Here is a 21008-nt window from a genome sequence, read left to right as displayed (position 1 = left end):
CGCAGACAAAGCTTTCAGCAAAGGCGGCAATGCGCCTTTTGACATCAATTGGGGGAAATTCCGTACGCCTGGCGTACTCCCTATCTTGTTAGATGGCGGATCGGCACTTTCTACTCAGTCTGCAGCGAGAAGATTGTGAGCCACGCCCCGATCCGGTATCGCTCCGAGCGGCACCCAGGGCTCAACCTGATGTGCGGGAAGCGACTTTGGTTTCCAGTTCGACTCCACGACGCTCTGATGGATGAAGGAGTTTGGTGGGATGACCCGATCTCGCCCCATAGGCAGGATGTACTTCTTCTTATCCACGTGAGGATCCTGCTGAGGCAGGAATTCGCATGCCCACCAAATCCCGTTCAGCGAAAAGTGCTGTTTTGCGTTAGCGTCTGGTGCCACATATTCTGGGAGTCCCTCGAGTCTGGGAAACGCCGAGCACTTACCGAGAACGATCTTCGCCTTGTAGTCATTGACTTCCAGACCGTGAGCAATGGCTTCGACCATCATCCACTCCAAGGCGATCTTTGATAAGCCGCTGGTCTCCTCTGGGTAGCTTCCGCCAATGTCAGAATGGACACCTGCGAACCATACCTGCCGGAAGTCCTGCGGCGAACGAGCTTCACCCCATAGATTGTCCTGATAAAAACAACGACGTTCGTGAATCGAAACCGCGTGGCGCCCCACTTCAATAATGGGATTCATGCCAAGGAACGGCAGAGTGATGGGATCGTAGATCCAGCCGTAGCTCGCCACTGTGTCCCAAAGGCCGCAGAACTTAATCTTCACAGGATTCGCGTGTGAGAACTGCCATTTGAATACTTCATCTGAACTGAACTGTTTGATCCTGCCCTTAGCGTCTCGGCTGCGCCTCGAATACATGTCGAGGATGTAGGGGATTGCGCCATGATTGCCGTGGCATAGCAGGCCGAAGACGTTGATGAGGCTTGCCAGGGCACGGACCGTGAAGGCTCCCCGACTAAAGCCGAAGAGATAAATCTCATCACCATCCTCATAGTTATCCATTAGGTAGCGATAGGCGTCACCCACATTGCGAAGTAGTCCGTTGCCGAACGCCAAGCCTCTAAGCTTCGACAGATGCTTGCTAACAAACCCGCGAGCGTTTGGGTCACCCATCGTCCCTACGCCGGGATGATAGTAAGCGACTTGGCCGGGACCTATTTGCAGGGAGCTGTAGAGTTTTGCAACGTTTGATTCTTCCGAGACTTTGTCGAAACCGTTTCCGGTGCCATCGCAACAGATAACAATCTTCTTACCCATGACGCGTCGCTCCTTGGCAATGAACTAGCGGGTACTCGATTGAAACAGGGAGAGAGCGAATCATAACACTGACTAACTCGAAATGAATCACATATTTCAATGGGGCTCTCCGACGGTGATGCGACGGAGAGCCCCATTGATTTTTGAAGTTTTATCAAACCTCCAGGATGGATACTTCCTTAACCTTTGCTGGCCCCGAGGCGGAGCGTTGAATGAGCAATGTCTTCAACTCCCAAGGGGCAAGGTTCACTGAATGGTCAAGGTTCAAGAACGTGCTCTTCAAAGATGTCTTTGTGGCCACGCCGGAGCGTTCCTGTACGCGAACGATGTAACCATCCTTGACGTTCTCCGCAGGTTTCAGTGCAAGCACCCACACCGAGCTGGGTGAAACCTCAAAGAACGATTGTTCCCATTCCATGTGTCCTGCATGAGCAGAGGTCATCACGTGCTCAGCCGGGCTTTGGAGTTCTTCCGCCATGCGATCTAATGCCAACTGGGAATGCGTTCCTTTTTGGGCGACTAGCCAGAAGCGGCGTTCCTGACGACCCTGGTCCTGCCATGCATTCGCGTCGAAGTAGACGGTTTTGTCGGGTCTGTGGCGAGCGAACGGGGCCGATCGGATGAGTACCGTTCTAAACAGTCCGTCCAGGCAATCGTAGCTATAGGTCTGCTCGTTGATGAGGGCAAGCGTGTAGTCATTCCCATTGATCTTGCCTTGTACAGCTGCCCAATCCTGATACGGCTCTTCTTCGCCATTGACGGCACGTTCAATGACTGCGCCGGGAACCTTCGCGAAAATGCGAGGTTGGGTCAGTGCAGTGGGGACTTCGAGTTTCAGCATCTGCTCATGCTGATTCCAATTGATAACAAAGCGAAGTTCCACTGCTTCGATACCGGCATACTCAACGAGATCGAGAATGATTTCGGATTCCATCCACGTTGCGCGATGGCGAGTAATGCGAGTGACAGGCCCTTCCTCTACAACACCGGCATAAACCAGCGTGGGGCGTCCCATCTCTTGACGGAACTCGTTTACGGCGTGCGCCCATGTATCAGATGAATCGGCGACAACGACCAGGCCAATGCTCCTGGCTAGAAGCTCGGTTCCATCCTCAGCCTTGGCTGAAGATATGCCGAATCCACTCCTAGATACGGTGATGGCGTTCGAGAAGGCTGCTCCATCCGGTGCAGGACCGTGTGCAAGCTCGAATAACTTATAACCACAAGCTGGTAAGTCTACCCATGCTGTAAGTCGAAGATGTTGCTGTGTCATGCTTTCAGAAGCAAGCCACTGAATCGGATACTTCTTTTGATCCTTGTCTGTTAGGTGAGTAATAAATTCCAGGTTATCGGGGCGACGACCTGTGTAGTACTCAACCAATGTCTTACGAGGCCAGGGAAGTGGGTTCCACAAAAATACTGCGCCCTGTACCACCTTCGTGGTGTCCACCTGGCGAGCCATTGTCTGCAACGCCTGCACCTTCGTTGTCTGAGCAACTTCGCATGCGAAACCAAGGCTGTCACGCACATCCTGATAGTCGGCATAGAGCGCTGTTCCCGCTGCCATGTCGTGGAACTGGCAGAACAGAATCTTCCACCATGAGTCAACGAATTCTTTGTGAGGATACTGATGTGTCGTCGTTAGGCTTGAGAACAGAGAGATGGATTCAGCTTCCACCATCCACCGCTCTGCACGACGATTGAGCGCCTTGCCTTCTCCGTAGGCGGAATAGCAGCCGCGCGAATGATGCTGCAGTTCGTGACGAACGACGGGCAGGGAACTGAATGCAGGAGACTTCTTTACTGCGTCGAAGAACTCATGCAGCGTGCTCCAACGCAGCTCTGGAAGGTTCGGATCGCCCTTCATCTTCAGGACTTCGCGTATCTGCGCGGCAGTTACTGCGCCTCCATGGTCACCGACTCCAAGAAAGAATGCCCCATCATTCATGCCAGGTGCGAACGAGTGTTCTGCATCAGCCGCAAGATGGGAGGCATTATTCTCATATGTTCGATAGAGTCTGAGCGCGAGTACGCGCGAGCCGTCCGGGCCCTCCCACCAGAACAGCAGTGGAAGATCCATCTCATTCTCTTGTGGGCGCATGAAGACGTAATACTCATAGCCGGCATTCTTCAGGATGGTTGGGAGTCCCGCAGCGTGTCCAAAGGAATCGGGATTGAATCCGATTTTGACATCGACTCCAAGCTCGTTCTTGCAGAACTCCTTTCCGTAGAGGCAATGCCTAACAAAGCTTTCCGTCGCAGGGATATTGCAATCAGGTTCAACGGGCCACGCGCCTACAACTTCCCAACGACCTTCACGGATGCGCTGTTTGATCTCTTCAAACATTCCGGGATCGGCATTCTGGACCCAGCGGTAATGCATCGAGGAGGAATGGGAATAGCAGAATCCCGGTGTCTCTTTCATGCGGTTCAAAGCACTGCGGAATGTGTTCAATGCTTCATCGGAACCTTCGCGCCACGGCCATAGCCACGCGGCATCAATATGCGAGTGCCCCATGATGTGCAACACACGCTTGCTGCTTGCAGTAGTGCTGTGCACTGTCTGGGCAAAGGAATTGGAAACTGCCACTGTGCCAAGAGCTGCTGTCCCTTGAATTAAAAAATCTCTTCTGGACAGGCCGCCTTCAGTTTTCTTCATAAGACCTTCCTCGTGCGTTGAACGCAGTATTCATCGCCGACGACGGTGCCTCGCGCGTCACGAGTATCGACAGGGAAACACACGTCTCCCATGTCGGCGCATCGGCGCAAACTACACTTCACTGTCGTCGGATACTGTTCTGGCAGTTCTGCCAGAATCACACCTGCACTTATCTTTTCTGCGGTAAACACATGTCAAGAAAGCTGATTACAAAGCTGCCATGACAACTTAAATCGAAACGCTTTAGATTGAGCGAGAAGCGCGCTAAGGCTGCGCGATAGAATTCGCGGGACAGCACCTCTAACATCGCGTCCTGCACCTGCATAGGTGGCGAGCGTCCCTGTTGCATCGTTCATGTTTCTAAGGAGTATTTGTGTTTACTGAAAAATTGAGTAAGTCGAGTTCTTATCGTCGACGTGCAGATTCGCTCGCAATGGCTGCTGTTCTATGCGGAAGCCTTATTTCGTGCGGAGCAATGCATGCGCAATACACTCCTGAAACAAAGCAGTTTGATAACCCTGGACCACAGCAGATAGCGACTGCTGTGCAGGCTTTGACGAAGCAGTCGCAAGATAACATCGACAAGCTTTCTAAGTTGGATGAGCTTCCAACATCGAACTGGAAATATCACGTTGGATATGTCGCGGGAGCGCAGGATGTTTCTTTTGATGATTCGTCCTGGGAGATAGCTAATGCTTCCGGCGACGTGCGCACACAGGAAATCCTCTGGGTTCGCGGCGCAATAACCGTTCCGCAAACGCTCAATGGATATGACCTCACAGGATCCAAGTTGTGGATTCAAGGATGGCGTCCAGAAGAATATGCATTAACGCTTTTCATCAATGGGGATCGTGTTGCTGAAGGTGAAGGCCTGATGCCTCAGGTCCTTGCTAAGGACATCAAACCTGGCGAGAAGATCTTTGTGGCGATGGAGCTTCGAGTCTCAGGGCGTCCCAAGAGAGTGCCCGCGACCCGCATTCGCATCGATTTCGTTCCATCGCGGCCCAGTCCGCGCGATCTGTATAACGAGATCATCGCGTCGACGCTCCTGGTTCCGCAATTCGCCAAGAATGATCCATCGACGACAGCTGCTCTGGACAAGGCTGTTCAGGACATTGACTTCAAGTCTCTGGAGTCCGGAAACCAGAAGGCATTCGATGCCTCGCTGCGCAAGTCCCAGCAGGATTTGCAAGCATTAGATCCGGTTGTCAAGCAGGCGACATATCACATCACAGGCAACTCCCACATTGATGCTGCATGGCTGTGGCCTTGGTCCGAGACGGTGGATGTTGTGCGCCGCACCTTTGGCTCTGCGCTCCATCTGATGAATGAATATCCCTCATACACCTATACGCAATCGGCAGCTCAATATAACGAATGGCTCGTTGATAAGTATCCCGAGATTAATAACCAGATCAAGAAGCGTATTCAGGAAGGACGCTGGGAGTTAGTCGGCGGTATGTGGGTTGAGCCGGATTTGAATATGCCGGATGGAGAATCGCAGGTTCGTCAGCTATTGATCGGCCAGCGGTCGTTTAAGGAACTCTACGGAACAACAGCCAGCATCGGCTGGAATCCGGATACTTTTGGCTACAACTGGCAGCTTCCCCAGATTTATAAGAAGTCGGGGATCAACTACTTTGTGACCCAGAAGATGGTGTTCAACGAGACCAACCCGCTTCCATTCAAGTTGTTTTGGTGGGAATCGCCTGACGGTAGCAAGGTCCTCACTTACTTCCCGCACGGCTACGCGAACAACAAGATGACTCCTCTCCGAATGACTAACGATTTCGTGCAGGAACGTACGCTTGCTCCCGGATTGAAGGAGATGATGGATCTGTATGGTGTGGGTGACCACGGCGGCGGAGCCACTCGCATGGTCTTGGATGAGGCAACGCACTGGGCGCAGCCAGATAAGATTGCCCCCAAAATCGAGTGGGGCTTTGCAAAGACCTACTTCAACGACATCGAGAATAAGATTTCACCTGTTTCACCGACGTGGAACTACCAGGCAATGGGGAAGGGCGTTGCAGCGTTATCCCAGCTTGAAACAGGGAAGATCAGTATTCCAACTTGGAATGACGAACTCTACTTTGAGCATCATCGCGGCACGCTCACCACGCAGGCTGCACACAAACGCAATATGCGTGAGAGCGAAGAGTGGATGCTGAATGCGGAGAAATATGCATCTTTCGCATGGCTGGATGGAAGTAAGTATCCCGCCATGGAGTTGAACGAAGCATGGAAGAAGGTGCTCTTCAACCAGTTCCATGATCTCGCTGCTGGTTCGGGAATCGGTGTTCTCTATAAGGAATCACAAAAGGATTACGATCAGGTCCGTTGGGCTACGAACGAGGTTTCTTCCAAAGCTCTCAACTCGATTCAAGCTCACATCAATACAAAACTTGCGGGGCAAGTTCCTGTTCTGGTCTTCAACCCACTGGGATGGAATCGTTCGGGAATTGTGCCAGTTGATGTAGAGATGCCGACCGCGGAAGGCGATGGCGTCAGCGTACTGGATCGCGCTGGTCGTGTTGTGCCCTCGCAGATCGTCTCGAGCAATAAGGCGACCAACACATATCGGCTATTGCTTCAGGCGAAAGATATCCCTTCACTCGGTTACGAAGTACTTCACGTCGTTCCTGGCCGTCGCGCTTTCACAAGCGACCTCAAAGCGAATGGAACAGTGATTGAGAATGCGAACCTCAAGGTATCGGTGGATCCGAGTACTGGTTGCATCAAGAGCCTCTACAACAAGAAGGACAACTTTGAAGCGCTGGCTTCCGGCGCGTGCGGCAACGAGTTGCAGGCATTCAAAGACACACCAGTGGATGATGATGCCTGGAACATTGATCCCGGCACGTTGGATCATGTGATTTCGCTTACGAAAGCTGACTCGGTAAAGTTGGTGGAGAATACTCCATTCCGCGCTGTGGTTCGTGTGGAGAGAACGTGGCAGAGCTCAAAGTTTGTGCAGGACATCGTGCTCTATGCCAATTCCGATCAGGTGGAAGTGGTCAATGACATCGACTGGCATGAGAACCACATCCTGCTGAAGGCTGCGTTCCCACTGGCAGCGTCAAGCAATATGGCGACCTACGAAATTCCTTACGGAACAATTCAGAGGCCGACGACAAGAACCAATAGCTGGGACTCAGCGAAGTTTGAAGTTGCTGCAATGCGTTGGGCTGATTTGGGAGATGCGAAGCACGGCTTTTCTCTCATCAACGAATCAAAGTACGGCTATGACGGCAAAGACAATGTATTGCGGTTGACGCTATTGCGCTCTCCTCTTTCTCCCGATCCAGAGGCAGATCGTGGTCATCAACACTTCAGCTTTGCGCTCTATCCGCATGCCGCTGACTGGAAGACTGCGCTCACAGTTCGCCACGGCTACGAATACAACTACAAGCTCCAGGCCTTGCAGGTGCAGGCGCATACAGGCTCGTTGCCTCTGACGCACTCCTTCATCGAAGCCGACAACAAGAATGTTGTGTTGACCGCAGTCAAGAAGGCGGAAGATGACAACGGACTGATCCTCCACTTCTATGAATGGGCAGGCCAAAGCGGCAAGGTCGAGTTCCGAATCCCTACGGGCGCGAAGTCAGCTACGCTGACGAATCTGATGGAGAAGCCGGAGGGGAGTGCAATACCAGTTGTTGACTCGAACAAGGTTGGTGTTTCCGTCAATCCTTATTCGATTAACTCACTCCGTATTGATTACCCGAATACCGAGAGGAAGTAAGTTGGCAATAAACAAACGGCCTGCCGCAAGGCAGGCCGTTCTGCGTTCTGAATAGCGATGTTACTTTGCATGCACAAGCGGCATGTCCACCAGATGCTGCATGATGAACCATGCTTGCAGTTCATTCACACGAAGCACATCGGATACAGCCAGATCGTTAGTGCCGTCATCACCATTGTCATCCGCTTCCTTCGCAATCTTGCGGCATTCCTCAATGATGATCTTGTGAGCTTCCAGCAGACGCGAGATCTGTACCGGAACCTCTTCCTTGCCACGCGGGGGACGCGGAATGCTGGTGACTTCTGCAACATCACCACCCATAGCAATGGTTACGCCACCCAGAAGTTGAATGCGTTCTGCGATGGTGTCCACGATCTCAACCTGTTCATCAAAGTGCTTATCGAACAGCAGGTGAAGCTGATAAAAAGTGGGACCGGCAACCTGCCAGTGATGCTTCTTATACAGGTCGCGTAGCGCGATGGAATCTGCCAGGAGCTGGTTCAATGCCTTGCACGATTTTGCGCGAACATCCGCGTCCAGACCCAGGGGAAGATCCTTCGTGACGGTACCCCACTTCTGAATCTCGTTGGCCTTTTCGTGCCAGTGCGGTGTTACCAGATCCTTGGTATCGGCCTTCTTGATTGCGACTGCCATGATGCTTGCCTCTCCTTGATGGCTTGTTTTGGTTGGATGCCACAGCAGAAACAGGGGTCGCCTATTTTCAGCAGAAACACGAAGGGCGCGGTTCTAGCCGCGCCCTTCGTGCATGTATTGCAATCAAGCTACTTAATGCCTACATCCGGAACCACTGAGTATCCAGGACGCAGCAGGTGATCGTCGTTCTCACCCTTCTCCAGGTCGATACGGACCGGGATACGCTGTACGACCTTCACGTAGTTACCCGTGGCGTTTTCGGGCGGGAAGAGCGACAGGCGCGAGCCTGTTGCACCACCTACCTGAGTTACGCGGCCCTTGTACTTGCGTCCACCCAGGGCGTCCACCTTCACGGTAACTTCCTGGCCCACCTTCATGTGCTGGAGCTGGGTCTCCTTGAAGTTCGCAGTGATCCAGAGGTTATCCAGCGGGATGATCGTCAGCATGTTCTGGCCGGGCGAGATGTTCTGGCCCACCGAAACATTCTTCTTGTTGATGATACCGCCGATCGGCGCAACGATATGGCAGTAGCTGAGGTTCAACTTTGCCTGATCAACCTTTGCCTGTGCCGTCATGATGTCAGCATTGGCCGCTTCTGCACGAGCCTTCTGCACCACAACCTGCTTCGGACCGTTTTCACGTGCCTGCGCTGCGTCACTACGGGCAGAGTTCAGTTTGGATACTGTCTGAGCCACGGCAGCCTGCTGTGCAGTTACGTTCTGCTGCGCTTCCAGCAAGGCACCACTGGTAGCTGCCGCCTGCGCAACGGCCTGATCGAACTGCTGCTTGCTGATCACGTCCTTTTCGACGAGGGGCTTGTAGCGGTCCACATCAAGCTGTGCCTTCAGAGCATTTGCCTTTGCCTGATCGACGCGGGCCTGCGCTGCAGCAACGTTCTTCTGCGCCTGTGCCACAGAAGCTTCAGCCGTCGCAACGTCCGAACCCGAAGTCGCTACCTGCGTGCGCGTCTGGACATTGACAATGGGTACGTTGGAGTTGGCCTGAAGATAGCTCGCCTTGGCATTGGCAAGCTGCGCCTCTGCCTGTTCCAACGCTACCTGATAGTCGCGCGGATCAATCTCGGCGATGACATCGCCCTGCTTGATCTCCTGATTATCCGTGACATTGACCTTGATCACCTGACCTGAGACACGTGCGGATACCTGGTAGAGATCGCCATCCACCTGCGCATCGTCCGTGTCTTCCGTCAGAGTGGAGCGCCAGTAGAAGAAACCGGCCACTAGAACGAGAAGGAGGACAACCACGATGATGATGAACTTGCGGCGCGCCTTGGCCGGTGCCGTCTCAGACGGATCGGGTGCTGCTGCTGTGTTCTGCTGCTGTTGCTGCTGATCGGAATCTGCCACGATCACTTTCCTCCGAGTTGAAGAGCTTGTTTGTAATTCGTTCCGGCGTAGCCGACGGCGCGCGCCAATGAAAGCTTTGCAATGTTGTGCTGATACAGCGCGCTAATGTACTGGTTGTTCGCCTGTTCGGTCTGCGACTGCGCATCGGAGACGGCAAGGTTATCTGCCACACCAGCACGGAAGCGCTGCTGTGCTTCGCTAAGAGCTTCGTTCGCAAGGTCCACGTTGGACTTGGTGGCTTCCACCAGCTTTTCCGCCGCTTCAATGTCCAACAGCGCATCGCGAACATCCGCGTTGATCTGCTGCACCTGATCGGAATAGCGAGCCTGCGCGGTCTTCAGGTTGGCGTCCGCCACCTGAATGTCGCCCTGCGTACGTGCAATCTGCAAAACGGGAACAGAGACCTGTCCTGTTGCGGTGTAGGTGCCATGCGAGTGAGCGGGCGTCGTGCCCAGGTCACCGAAGTCGCCGTTAAAGTCAACGGTCGGGTAATATTCAGCCTTCGCCGCGGACTTCTGCGATTGCGCACCCTTCACACGCTCTGCGGATGCCTGTAGATCCTTGCGGTTCTTCTGTGCATCGGCAAACGCCTGTTCTGGCGTGGTGGGCGTTGCAGCCGAGAAAGGAGCCGCATCGGCAATGCGAAACTTCTGATCCAGCGGAAGGCCAATGGCGCGAGCCAGGCTCAGCTTGTCCTTCTCCAGATTGTTCTGCGTCTGGATAACCTGCTGATCGGCATTCTGATAGTCAACGCGTGCGCGCAGTACATCCAGCTTGGGGCTGGTGCCAGCGTCATGCGCTGCAGTAGCCTGATCGAGAGAGACTTTTGCATTCGCACGTTCCGCGACAGCTGCGTCGATGCGTGCCTGATCCGCAATGCAGAGAAGGTAAGCATTGCCGATGGTCAGCACCACCATGTTGCGTGCGTCTTCGGCGGTTAGCTTCGCGCCCTGAAAATTATGTTTCGCAGCAATGTACTTCTGAATGCTGCTCACATTCACCAGCGACTGCGAAAGGTACGCGCGGAAGTCAAAGACCTGGAAGGGACCAATAATCGGGTTCAGTCCCGGAAAGGTCAAACCATAGGCGGCAAGATTGACCTGCTCCACCGTGTAGGAAGCCGAGCCGGTGACAGTCGGTAGAAGAGCTTGCAATGCCTGCAGCTTCTGACCATTCACCGTCTGTGTCTGTGCACCTTGCAGGATCAGGCCCAGGTTCGTGCGAAAGCCGCGCTGGATTGCATCGTCCAGCGTCAGATCCAGCACACCATCGGTGGCCTTGCCATCGATGAGTGATCCCTTGAAGTCCTGTTGTGTTACCTGCGTGCTGCCGGCGGCCTGTGGGACAGAGCTGAAAATCTGCTCCGCGCCCTGAACGGTGGAAACTCCGCTAGCGGTGTGGTCGTTGGTGCCCGGCGCTGTGCTCGTTGCCTGGGCAACGGCTCCGAGCGGCAGCATCAGCGAGAGAACCGCCGCCGCGGACAGTGTCCAGCGCCGCGGGAGGCAGTGTAAGCCTGAGGCTCGATCGTGTTGCGTCATACGCTCCATTGCGACCCAAGCGGCTCGGTTCCTCGTCTCCACTGACTCGCCGGTCAGTGGTCGGGCGTCGGCCATGCTTCGGTTTCCTACTTCAGATGCACTCAACCCCATCTCCCGATGCAGAAAATGTTGCCTGCGTGCCACAAATTCTGTGCACATTCTTTTCTGCGCGATTCATCTTGGCGTTCTATCCTGTTGATTCGCGCGGTAGAACAGGACGCGGGCAGGGGGAACGGAAGAAGTGCGGCGCATTCGGACAGGAGTTGTGGGATTTGGACTGGCAGGACGTGTCTTTCACGCGCCCTTTGTAGACGCTATTCCTGAATTGGAACTGGCTTATATTGTGCAGCGTTCCGGCGACGAGGCACAGCGCGCCTTTCCGCAGGCTGAACAGCTGCGCAGCTACGAAGATCTGCTGCAGAGCGATGTGGAGCTGGTGGTGCTGGGAACACCCACCATTAGCCACTATTCCATGACGAAACAAGCCCTGCTGGCGGGTAAGAACGTGGTCTGCGACAAGCCCATGACCACCACCACCGCGCAGGCTGAGGAACTGGAGAAGATTGCCATTCAGAAGGGGCTCCTTCTGTTCCCGTTCCACAATCGGCGCTGGGATGGCGACTTCCAAACACTGCAGGGCATCATTCGCGATGGCCGCGTAGGCCGTGTCGTCATGCTGGAATCACGATTTGACCGCTATCGTCCTGAGCCGAAACCGAATGCCTGGCGTGAGGAAGAAACTGCGGGTGGCGGACAGCTTTATGACATTGGGCCGCACCTGATTGATCAGGCGCTGACGCTCTTTGGGCGTCCCTCCACGCTGACGGCGAATATTCGTTCCGACCGCAATGTGGGTAAGGTTCCGGACGGCTTTGATCTGACTCTGGTCTTCGACACTGGCCGGGAAGACCGCAAGATCACCGTGAAGCTGGGCACTAGCGTGTTGGCCGCCGATCCGGCGCCTCGTTACCGTCTAAACGGCACCGGTGGCACCTATGTGAAGAACGGGCTCGACCCGCAGGAACCGACGATTCTTAGCGGCCATCTGCCGCCACGGCAGGGAGCTGAAGAACTCTGGCTACAGGAGCCGGAGGATCGTTACGGCGTTCTGACCTACTGCCCGAACACACAGAAGCCGAACGAGCTGGAGAAGGAGATTATCCCCACGCTGCCGGGTGACTACCGCGGTTTCTATCAGAATGTGGCGGACTCGCTGCTGGGATTGGCGGCGCCGGAAGTCACAGCGCGTTGCGCTGTCCGAACGGCGCGCATGATCGATCTGGCGTACGAAAGTGCTCGCGTTGGAGCTACAGTCCGTGTCGATCATACCGGCTGGTAAATCAAAAGTATTTGTTTCAGGAAGAAGGTGTAAGTAGTTGCCATCATTGAGAAAAGAGCTGCCGCGCGGGTTTCGCTGGGCGGCTGTTAAGGCAGGTATAAAAGCTAGCGGCCGCACTGATGTTGCGGTGGCTGTGGCGGATCGCATGGCTTCAGCAGCGGTCATGTTTACTGACAATCAGGTGGTTGCCGCACCGGTAACGGTAGGCCGTAAACATATGGCCGCGACTCAGGGTTGTGTGAAGGCCGTGGTTGTGAACGCAGGCAATGCCAACTGCGCCACAGGAGCGCCGGGCATCGCGGTTTCAGAAGAAACCTGCCGCAAGGCTGCGGAGTTATTTGGATGCGCGGCAGAGGAGGTCATTCCTTCTTCGACTGGCATCATCGGTGTGCCTTTGCCGATAGAAAAGCTGACAAGTGCGCTGCCCCACGCGGCGGAGCGTCTTGCGCATAGCAATGCTGCTGCAGAGGCTTTTGCCACCGCGATCATGACCACCGACACCAAGATGAAGGTGTCGCAGGCAACGGTGGAAGCGGCGGAGACCTCTGTGCGCATCTTCGGATGCTGCAAGGGCGCAGGCATGATCGGGCCGCAACTTGGGCCACCGCACGCCACGATGTTGGTCTATTTGTTTACCGACATTGCGGCTGAACCAGCCGTTTTGCGTGAGCTGTTGCAGGGGCGAGTGGAAGCCAGCTTCAACTCCATCAGCGTGGACGGTGACACCTCCACCAACGACACGGTTCTGCTGCTGGCGAGTGGCGCCAGTGGTGTGAAGTGGAGCGATGCGCCGCGCAGTTTCCAAGACGATTTCTGTGATGCGCTGCAGCACGTCTGCAATGAGCTGGCGCACGCCATCATTGACGACGGAGAAGGTGTGACGCACGTCGTGACGTTGGAAATCAGCGGCACCGCGAACGATGCCGACGCGAAAACCATCGCCAAGTCCATTGCGCACTCGCCGCTCTGCAAGACGGCATGGTCCAGCGCCGATCCGAATTGGGGACGCATCATTGCCGCGGCAGGCTACGCCGGCGTGCCGTTCTCGCCGGAAGAGACGACGGTGACGATTGGTGGCGTGAAAGTATTTGACCGCGGTGTGCGTGCTGCTGGATATGACGAAGCTGTTGTCCACGAAAAGATGAAGCAGCGCGAATACACCATCGCCGTGAGCGTTGGCAGCGGGCCGGGCCGTTCGCGTTTCCTGACGTGCGACCTGACGGTGGAGTACGTGCATATCAACGCGGATTATTCGACCTAGGCGACCGATTCGTTTCGCTTATACCTTTTCCTCTTCGCACTTATAATGGCTGTGGTTGAAATGTGCGTGCTGAGTCGTTTCAGCACGCGCATCTTCTGTCACGTATCGACACAGAATCTGGAGCAGCGATGGCGACCAATGTAGCAGTGCCCCCGGCAAGCGCCCTGAACGACCGGCAGCAGGAAATTGCAGAGTGGATTGAAGCGTTTGACGAGATGATCGTCGCCGAAGGCGCAGAGCAGGGTGCGGAGCTGATGACGGCTCTGCGTCAGCGCGCACGCGAGGCAGGCGTTACCGCCGGCATTGAACTCACCACGCCGTACAAGAACACTATCCCCAAGCATGACGAGATTCCGTATCCCGGCGACCGCGATATGGAACGCCGCGTGGAATCGCTGATCCGCTGGAACGCCATGGCGATGGTTCACGGCCAGAACAAGAAGGACGCGGGCATTGGCGGCCACATCTCCACGTATTCGTCGGTAGCAACGCTGTTTGAAGTTGGTTTCAATCACTTCTTCCATGCGAAGTACACCGCTGCTGACGGCACGGAACAGCCCGGCGATTTCGTTTACTTCCAGGGCCACGCATCGCCCGGTGTCTATGCTCGCGCCTTCCTCGAAGGCCGCTTGAGCGAGCAGCATCTGCTTAACTTCCGCCACGAACTGCGCGATCACCCTGGTCTGTCGAGCTATCCGCATCCGTGGCTGATGAAGGATTTCTGGCAGTTCCCGACGGTATCCATGGGCATTGGCCCGCTGAACGCGATCTATCAGGCGCGCTTCATGAAGTATTTGGAGAACCGCAACCTGATTCCGCATACCGACCGTAAGGTGTGGGCATTTGTTGGAGATGGTGAGTCGGATGAAGTCGATACGCTCGGTGCGATTTCGTTGGCTACCCGCGAGAATCTCGACAACCTCATCTTTGTCGTCAACTGCAACCTGCAGCGCCTCGATGGTCCTGTCCGCGGCAACAAGCGCATCATCGATGAACTGGAAGGCCACTTCCGCGGTTGCGGTTGGAACGTCATCAAGTGCATCTGGGGTTCGGATTGGGATGCACTGTTTGAGCGCGACCATACCGGCCTGTTGCTGAAGCGTATGGAAGAGTGCGTCGACGGCGACTTCCAGGCGTACAAGGCCAAGGGCGGCGCGTATCTCCGCGAGCATTTCTTCGGCAAGTATCCGCAGTTGGTTGAGCTTGTGAAGGATTACACCGACGAGCAGCTTGCCAAGCTGCACCGCGGCGGCCACGATACGCAGAAGGTTTACAACGCCTACAAGCGTGCCGTGGAGCATAAGGGCGGACCGACGGTCATTCTTGCCAAGACGGTGAAGGGCTATGGCTTTGCATCCACCGAAGGCCGTAATGCGGCACATAACGAAAAGAAGCTGACCGACGAAGGCGTTCTCTCCTTCAAGCAGCGCTTCGATATTCCTGTTCCTGACGAGCAGGCTGCAGCAGGCAAGCCCTGGAAGCCCAGCGATGAGGCGCCGGAGCTGAAGTATCTGCAGGAGCACCGCGCCAAGCTCGGTGGTTATGTTCCTACGCGCGGATGGAAGCCCTTCAGCTTCACGAATCCTGGAGTTGACTTCTATAAGGAATGGCTTGGCGGATCGAAGGGCCGCGCTGTTTCCACCACGATGGTATTTGTTGCCATCCTGCGCGCTCTGATGAAGGACAAAAACATCGGTCGCCTGGTTGTTCCCATCGTTCCCGACGAAGGCCGTACCTTCGGCATGGAATCGGCTGTGAAGCAGGTAGGCATCTACGCCAGCGAAGGCCAGAAGTACACGCCGCACGATAGCGACATGCTGCTTTCGTACCGCGAAGAAAAAGACGGCCAGATTCTGGAAGAGGGCATTACGGAAGCAGGCTCCATGGCCAGCTTCACCGCTGCCGGAACAGCCTATGCGAACTACGGTGTGCCGTCGGTTCCGTTCTACATGTACTACTCGATGTTCGGCTTCCAGCGTATCGGCGACATGGCGTGGGCATTTGCGGATTCGCGCGGTAAGGGCTTCCTGATGGGCGGCACAGCTGGACGCACCACGATGCTGGGTGAAGGTCTGCAGCATCAGGACGGCCACTCGCATGTGATCAGCAGCACAATCCCCACCTGCGTCAGCTATGACCCGGCTTATGCCTACGAAATGGCTGTGATCCTGCAGGACGGTATGCAGCGCATGTACGTGAATGACGAGCAGATCTTCTACTACGTCACCATGTACAACGAGGACTACGTTCACCCGGAAATGCCGCAGGGCGACAACGTCCGCGAAGGCATTCTGAAGGGCCTGTATCGCTTCAAGTCAGCTCTGAAGGGCAAGGCAACGGTGCAGCTCTTCGGTTCGGGAACGATCCTGAATGAAGTGCTGAAGGCGCAGGAGATTCTCTCCAGCAAGTTCAACATTGAAGCGGATGTGTGGAGCGTACCGAGCTACACCGAGCTTCGTCGTGACGCGCTTGAGATCGAGCGTTGGAACCGCCTGCATCCGTTTGAAGCAGAGAAGACACCGTATCTGGTGGAAGCTCTTGGCGATGCGCCGGGACCGGTCATTGCAGCCAGCGATTGGATGAAGGTCATGCCGGATGCCTTGTCACCATGGCTTGGCAAGCGTCTGGTTACGCTGGGCACGGACGGCTTCGGACGCAGCGATAACCGCGAACATCTGCGCGAGTTCTTTGAAGTGGATGCGAAGGCGATTGTTGCTGCCACCATCTCCAAGCTGGTTCGCGATGGCGCGTTGAAGGCCAAGGATGCGAAGAAAGCGTTCGCAGAGATTGGCATCAACACGGAAGCGCCGGAACCCTCGAAGCAGTAGAGCTCTCAACTCCTCAAATAGGAAAAGCGCCTGTCATAACAGGCGCTTTTTCTTTTGGCGTCTATTGGATGGGGAACGATCAAAGCGTTTTGATAGGATTCATTTCGCCATGAACTCAGCCCGTCGCGACCTTCTGAAATTCTCGCCGCTTGCTCTTGCCGCCTTTGTGCCGTCCGTTGGTTCGGCCCAGGTAACGGGAGCATCCACGCCATCCACTCCTACGGTTTTCGATGTTCGCAATTACGGAGCAATGGGAACAGGAAAGCAGCTGGACACCAATGGCATTAACGCGGCGATTGAGGCCGCGAATAAGGCTGGTGGAGGCACGGTCGTTTTCCCGGCAGGAACGTATCTCACGTTCTCCATCCGACTGAAGAGCAATGTTCATCTTTACCTGTCGCAGGGCGCAGTGATTCTTGCAGCGGAATCTCCCAAGCCTGGTGAGACTACGGGACAGATGGGTGGCACGTATGACGCTGCAGAGCCACAGAATCCGGCGATTGAACCGTTCCAGGATTACGGCCACAACCACTGGCACAACTCGTTGATCTGGGGCGAGGGTATTGAGAATGTCTCCATCACCGGCCCTGGTTTGATTTATGGCAAGGGGCTGTCCTTCGGCGCAACACGCGCTGCTCGTGGCGATTATCCGATTTACAAAGCGGAGCAGGCGGGCGTGGGCAACAAGGCTATTGCGATGAAGAACTGCCGCAATGTCACCTTTCGCGAGTTTCGTCTGTTGAAGGGCGGCCACTTCGGGTTCCTGCTCACAGGCGTCGACAATCTGGTCATTGATGGTTTGCTGATCGACACCGATCGCGATGGCATCGACATCGATTGCTGTAAGAATGTGCACGTCTCCAACTGCACAGTGAATTCGCCGTGGGATGACGGCATCTGCCCGAAGTCGAGTTATGCGTTGGGCTACGCGCGCGCAACGGAGAACGTCACAATCACTGGCTGCACAGTGACTGGCGATTACATGCTGGGAACGGTGCTGGATGGCACCTACAAACACTTCGCGGCAGATGCTCCTCAGACCTATCGCACCGGACGCATCAAGTGTGGCACCGAATCCAACGGTGGGTTCAAGAACATCACCATCTCCAACTGTGTTTTTGACGGTTGCCATAGTCTTTGCCTTGAGAGCGAAGACGGCGCGTTGTGTGAAGACATTGCTATCTCCAACATCACCATGCGCGATCTGTTTGCCGGCCCACTCTTCTTCCGTTTGGGAGCACGTCTACGCGGGCCAAAGCCGGAGACAAAGCCAGGCACGCTGCAGCGCATTGTGGTGAACAACATCACCAGCTACAACTCAACGTCGAATCTGTGCAACATTCTCTCGGGGATTCCGGACTTTCCCATCCGCGATATGAAGATCAGCAACTTCTACATGCAGCATCAGGGCGGTGCTACCGCCGATAAGGCAAAGCTGGTTCCACCCGAAGAGATCGCAAAGTATCCCGATCCCGAGATGTTCGGCCCCATGCCTGCGCAGGGCTTCTTCCTGCGCCACGTCCACAACGTGGAACTGAGCCATGTAGAGATTGCGCCTGTGAAGGCAGATGCACGTCCGTCCTTTGTGTTGGAAGAGGTGAACAGGGCCGACTTCTTCGCGATTACCGCACCCACCACGCCCAGCGCCTTCGACTTCCGTCACGCTAAGGATGTGCGCGTGGGCTGGAGCAGAGCGGCGAAGGATGCGGTGTTTGCTGACGCTAGCGGCAAGACTCTGTAAAGAACAAAGGGTGTGCGAAACAGCTTCGCACACCCTTTAGTTTTGGGGAGTTTTCGTTTTAGCGGTCGCGGTCGGTTACGTAGCCGGGGACCCATTGCAATGCGCGTAACGCCTTGGCGGCTTCACTGTTCGCAGCAGGGAGATCGACGATGGACTGGCGAGCTGCTTCCGCATAAGCGCGGGCTGCATCCATTGCGTATTCCAGTGATCCGTGGTGCTTCAGGATTTCCAGAATCGTAGCGTGCTTCACGCGGCTGAAGTTGCGATCGGCCAACACGGTGCGGATGGCTTCGCGTTCGGCGCCTGTGCCACGTTCCAGCGCATGAATCACGGCGAGTGTAGCCTTGCCTTCACGCAGGTCGCTGGCGGCGGGCTTGCCGATGGTGGATTCTTCACCGGTGATATCGAGTACGTCATCGACAATCTGGAAGGCCAGACCAAGGTTACGGCCGTATTCGCCAAGCTGCTGCTCTACTTCGTCACTGGCTCCGGAGAGAGCAGCGCCAAGCTGCATGCTCACCTTGAACAGCATCGCGGTCTTGCGGAAGATCAGGTCGAAGTACTCTTCTTCGTTGATCAGGTGGCCCAGCTTTTGGATCTGCAGAAGCTCGCCTTCCACCATCTGCTGTGTCAGCCCGATGAGCAGATCCAGCACGTGGAAGTTGCGCTCTTCCAGAGCCGTCTGGAACGACTGCATGTACAACCAGTCGCCCGCGAGGACACACTTGCTTTCTCCCCACACGGTGTTGGTGCTGGCTTTGCCGCGGCGGGTCTTCGCTTCATCAATGATGTCGTCGTGAACCAGCGTGGCGGTGTGCAACATCTCGACCACGGCACCCATGCGGATGCGACTCTCGCCCTGGAAGCCGAGCGCCTTTGCCGCAAGCAACAGCAGCAGCGGACGGATGCGTTTGCCTCCGCCTGCCAGCAGATATTCTGCAATGTCCTGGATGACCACAACTTCGGACTCTGCCTGGCGGCTGAACTCACGCTCTACGGCAGCAAGGTCATCACGCACAAGGTCAAAGACCTGTTTGGCAGTCGCACTGGGGAGAAGACTCACGCTTTTCAAACTGTAACAGTTCTTTGACGCGAAAGCAGTGCAGTGGGACGCAGGAAAGAGAAACCCCGTCCACAACTTGCGTCGTAAACGGGGTGTCAATTGTAGGAAGGCTTAATTCGACCGGTAGTTGGTGAACTGCAGCTCCACGCCGAAGTCCTTGCCCTTGAGCAGTGAGATGATCTGCTGCAAAACATCGCGATCCTTGCTGGTCACGCGGACGGTGTCGCCCTGGATCGAGGCCTGCGCTTTCAGCTTGCTGTCTTTTACGGCGGCGGTGATCTTCTTTGCCGCGTCGCCCGCAATGCCTTGCTTCAGCTTGATCTTCTGGCGGACGGAGGAGTTTGAGGCGGGCTCAATCTTTTCGTACTCCAGATTCTTGAGCGAGACGCCGCGCTTCACCAGCTTCTGCTGCAGGATGTCTGTGACGGCCTTCAGCGTGTACTCGTCCTGCGACGCCAGTTGGATGGCGTCGTTGCCTTCCAGTGACATGGTGGACTTCGAGTTCTTCAGGTCGAAGCGTGCGTTGACTTCCTTGGTGGCCTGGTCAAGCGCGTTCTTCACTTCCTGCACTTCCACTTTGCTGACGACGTCAAAGCTGTTATCGGCTGCCATTGTTCGTTCTCCTTGCCAGTACTGCAATGTTGCTGATGATTCAGAGCGACAGAAAGATGCCGCACGTTGCCGCGTTATTCTACGCGGAAGAGGCGACGAAAGTTTCCTGTGGTTTCCTCTGCAAGCTGTTCCAGCGGGATCTTGCGCAACTCGGCGACAAACTCCGCCGTCACACGCGTCCGTCCGGGCTCGTTGCGTTCGCCACGATAGGGGATCGGCGCCAGGAAGGGCGCGTCTGTTTCCACCAGATAGCGGTCAGCAGGCACAAGCTCTGCTGCCTCGCGGATGGATGGAAAGCGCGCATACGTCACGTTGCCGGCGAAGGATAGGTAGAACCCAAGATCGAGTGCGCGGCTCGCTTCATCCGCTGTGCCGGAGAAGCAGTGCATCACGCCAACGCCGCCCTTATTCGCAAAGTTTTCTGCGATCAGACGAAGCAGGTCATCCTGCGCATCGGCTGGGCCAAAGCGCTCTTTTGCCTGCGGAGTAGCCAGTTCGCTGGTGCGGCAGTGAATCAGGATTGGCTTGTTCGCCGCGAGTGCAATCTCCATCTGCGCAAGAAACGCCTGCTGCTGGACGTCGATGTCAGGGTTCTCGATGTGGTAGTAGTCCAAACCGATTTCACCGATGGCAACAACGTTTTCATCCGCTGCCAGCATGCGAAGTTTGCTTAGTGCGGCATCATTTGCGTGTTGTGCTTCCTGCGGATGAATGCCCGCCGATGCGACGATGCGTGGCACAGCGTGATTGCCCTTGTACTTCACGGCAAGATCGCGTGCGCGATGCATCGTCTCCGGGCCATCACCGATACCAACAGAGAGGATGGTGCGCACGTCCGCTTCCAGTGAACGCGCGAGTACAGCGTCGAGATCATCGGCGTAGGTGGGGAAGTCGAGATGTGCGTGCGAATCGACGATGTGCATAGGTGC

General features: G+C 55.6%; 13 protein-coding genes. 5 read left to right on the top strand and 8 right to left on the bottom strand.

Features of this window, described 5'->3' with window-relative positions; genetic code table 11:
- Positions 1–114: 114 nt before the first annotated feature.
- Positions 115–1272, bottom strand: coding sequence for a T6SS phospholipase effector Tle1-like catalytic domain-containing protein (locus tag BLT38_RS09485; protein ID WP_083344954.1), 1158 nt, complete (start codon positions 1270–1272; stop codon positions 115–117).
- 154 nt (positions 1273–1426) lie between these two features.
- The gene (locus BLT38_RS09480; RefSeq protein WP_172838210.1) at positions 1427–3862 is read right to left on the bottom strand and encodes a glycoside hydrolase family 38 C-terminal domain-containing protein; all 2436 of its coding nucleotides are present in this window, start codon (positions 3860–3862) and stop codon (positions 1427–1429) included.
- A 502-nt stretch (positions 3863–4364) separates the two neighbouring features.
- Here BLT38_RS09480 and BLT38_RS09475 point away from each other — a divergent pair.
- Positions 4365–7676 carry an alpha-mannosidase gene (locus BLT38_RS09475; protein ID WP_231966842.1) on the top strand — a complete coding sequence of 1104 codons (3312 nt, stop codon included), beginning with the start codon at positions 4365–4367 and terminating at the stop codon, positions 7674–7676.
- A gap of 60 nt (positions 7677–7736) precedes the next feature.
- On the opposite strand, the gene BLT38_RS09470 is transcribed toward BLT38_RS09475, so the two are convergent.
- The 3 genes from BLT38_RS09470 to BLT38_RS09460 all read right to left on the bottom strand — a co-directional run bounded on the left by BLT38_RS09470 (position 7737) and on the right by BLT38_RS09460 (position 11310).
- Positions 7737–8330, bottom strand: coding sequence for a Dps family protein (locus BLT38_RS09470; protein WP_083344951.1), 594 nt, complete (start codon positions 8328–8330; stop codon positions 7737–7739).
- Between the two features lie 128 nt (positions 8331–8458).
- The gene (locus tag BLT38_RS09465) at positions 8459–9697 is read right to left on the bottom strand and encodes an HlyD family secretion protein (protein WP_083347016.1); all 1239 of its coding nucleotides are present in this window, start codon (positions 9695–9697) and stop codon (positions 8459–8461) included.
- Positions 9698–9699: 2 nt separating this feature from the next.
- Entirely contained in the window at positions 9700–11310 is a 1611-nt protein-coding gene (locus BLT38_RS09460; protein ID WP_231966841.1) for a TolC family protein, read from the bottom strand.
- 166 nt (positions 11311–11476) lie between these two features.
- On the opposite strand from BLT38_RS09460, the gene BLT38_RS09455 reads away from it, so the two are divergent.
- The 4 genes from BLT38_RS09455 to BLT38_RS09440 all read left to right on the top strand — a co-directional run bounded on the left by BLT38_RS09455 (position 11477) and on the right by BLT38_RS09440 (position 18404).
- Entirely contained in the window at positions 11477–12574 is a 1098-nt protein-coding gene (locus tag BLT38_RS09455; protein WP_083344950.1) for a Gfo/Idh/MocA family oxidoreductase, read from the top strand.
- 37 nt (positions 12575–12611) lie between these two features.
- A complete protein-coding gene (argJ, locus tag BLT38_RS09450; protein ID WP_083344949.1) occupies positions 12612–13835 on the top strand; it encodes a bifunctional glutamate N-acetyltransferase/amino-acid acetyltransferase ArgJ in 1224 nt (407 codons plus the stop codon).
- Positions 13836–13963: 128 nt separating this feature from the next.
- Positions 13964–16663 carry a pyruvate dehydrogenase (acetyl-transferring), homodimeric type gene (gene aceE / locus BLT38_RS09445; RefSeq protein ID WP_083344948.1) on the top strand — a complete coding sequence of 900 codons (2700 nt, stop codon included), beginning with the start codon at positions 13964–13966 and terminating at the stop codon, positions 16661–16663.
- A 109-nt stretch (positions 16664–16772) separates the two neighbouring features.
- Positions 16773–18404, top strand: a complete 1632-nt coding sequence (locus BLT38_RS09440; RefSeq protein WP_083344947.1) for a glycoside hydrolase family 28 protein — start codon at positions 16773–16775, stop codon at positions 18402–18404.
- Positions 18405–18462: 58 nt separating this feature from the next.
- Here BLT38_RS09440 and BLT38_RS09435 read toward each other — a convergent pair whose 3' ends face one another.
- From BLT38_RS09435 to BLT38_RS09425, 3 genes are all read right to left on the bottom strand, one after another.
- The gene (locus tag BLT38_RS09435) at positions 18463–19467 is read right to left on the bottom strand and encodes a polyprenyl synthetase family protein (protein WP_083344946.1); all 1005 of its coding nucleotides are present in this window, start codon (positions 19465–19467) and stop codon (positions 18463–18465) included.
- A gap of 111 nt (positions 19468–19578) precedes the next feature.
- Positions 19579–20079 carry a YajQ family cyclic di-GMP-binding protein gene (locus BLT38_RS09430; RefSeq protein WP_083344945.1) on the bottom strand — a complete coding sequence of 167 codons (501 nt, stop codon included), beginning with the start codon at positions 20077–20079 and terminating at the stop codon, positions 19579–19581.
- Positions 20080–20153: 74 nt separating this feature from the next.
- Positions 20154–21002, bottom strand: a complete 849-nt coding sequence (locus tag BLT38_RS09425) for a TatD family hydrolase (RefSeq protein WP_083344944.1) — start codon at positions 21000–21002, stop codon at positions 20154–20156.
- Positions 21003–21008: the final 6 nt, after the last annotated feature.

It is taken from the genome of Terriglobus roseus, from assembly GCF_900102185.1.
Classification (GTDB): domain Bacteria; phylum Acidobacteriota; class Terriglobia; order Terriglobales; family Acidobacteriaceae; genus Terriglobus; species Terriglobus roseus_A.
The sequence above is the reverse complement of the archived record's forward strand: the minus strand, read 5'-3'. Positions and strand labels throughout refer to the sequence as shown.

Coding starts and splice junctions, on each gene's coding strand:
- BLT38_RS09485 (WP_083344954.1), bottom strand. CDS start 1,272: ATGGGTAAGAAGATTGTTATCTGTTGCGATGGCACCGGAAACGGTTTC.
- BLT38_RS09475 (WP_231966842.1), top strand. CDS start 4,365: ATGGCTGCTGTTCTATGCGGAAGCCTTATTTCGTGCGGAGCAATGCAT.
- BLT38_RS09470 (WP_083344951.1), bottom strand. CDS start 8,330: ATGGCAGTCGCAATCAAGAAGGCCGATACCAAGGATCTGGTAACACCG.
- BLT38_RS09460 (WP_231966841.1), bottom strand. CDS start 11,310: ATGGCCGACGCCCGACCACTGACCGGCGAGTCAGTGGAGACGAGGAAC.
- aceE (WP_083344948.1), top strand. CDS start 13,964: ATGGCGACCAATGTAGCAGTGCCCCCGGCAAGCGCCCTGAACGACCGG.
- BLT38_RS09440 (WP_083344947.1), top strand. CDS start 16,773: ATGAACTCAGCCCGTCGCGACCTTCTGAAATTCTCGCCGCTTGCTCTT.
- BLT38_RS09430 (WP_083344945.1), bottom strand. CDS start 20,079: ATGGCAGCCGATAACAGCTTTGACGTCGTCAGCAAAGTGGAAGTGCAG.
- BLT38_RS09425 (WP_083344944.1), bottom strand. CDS start 21,002: ATGCACATCGTCGATTCGCACGCACATCTCGACTTCCCCACCTACGCC.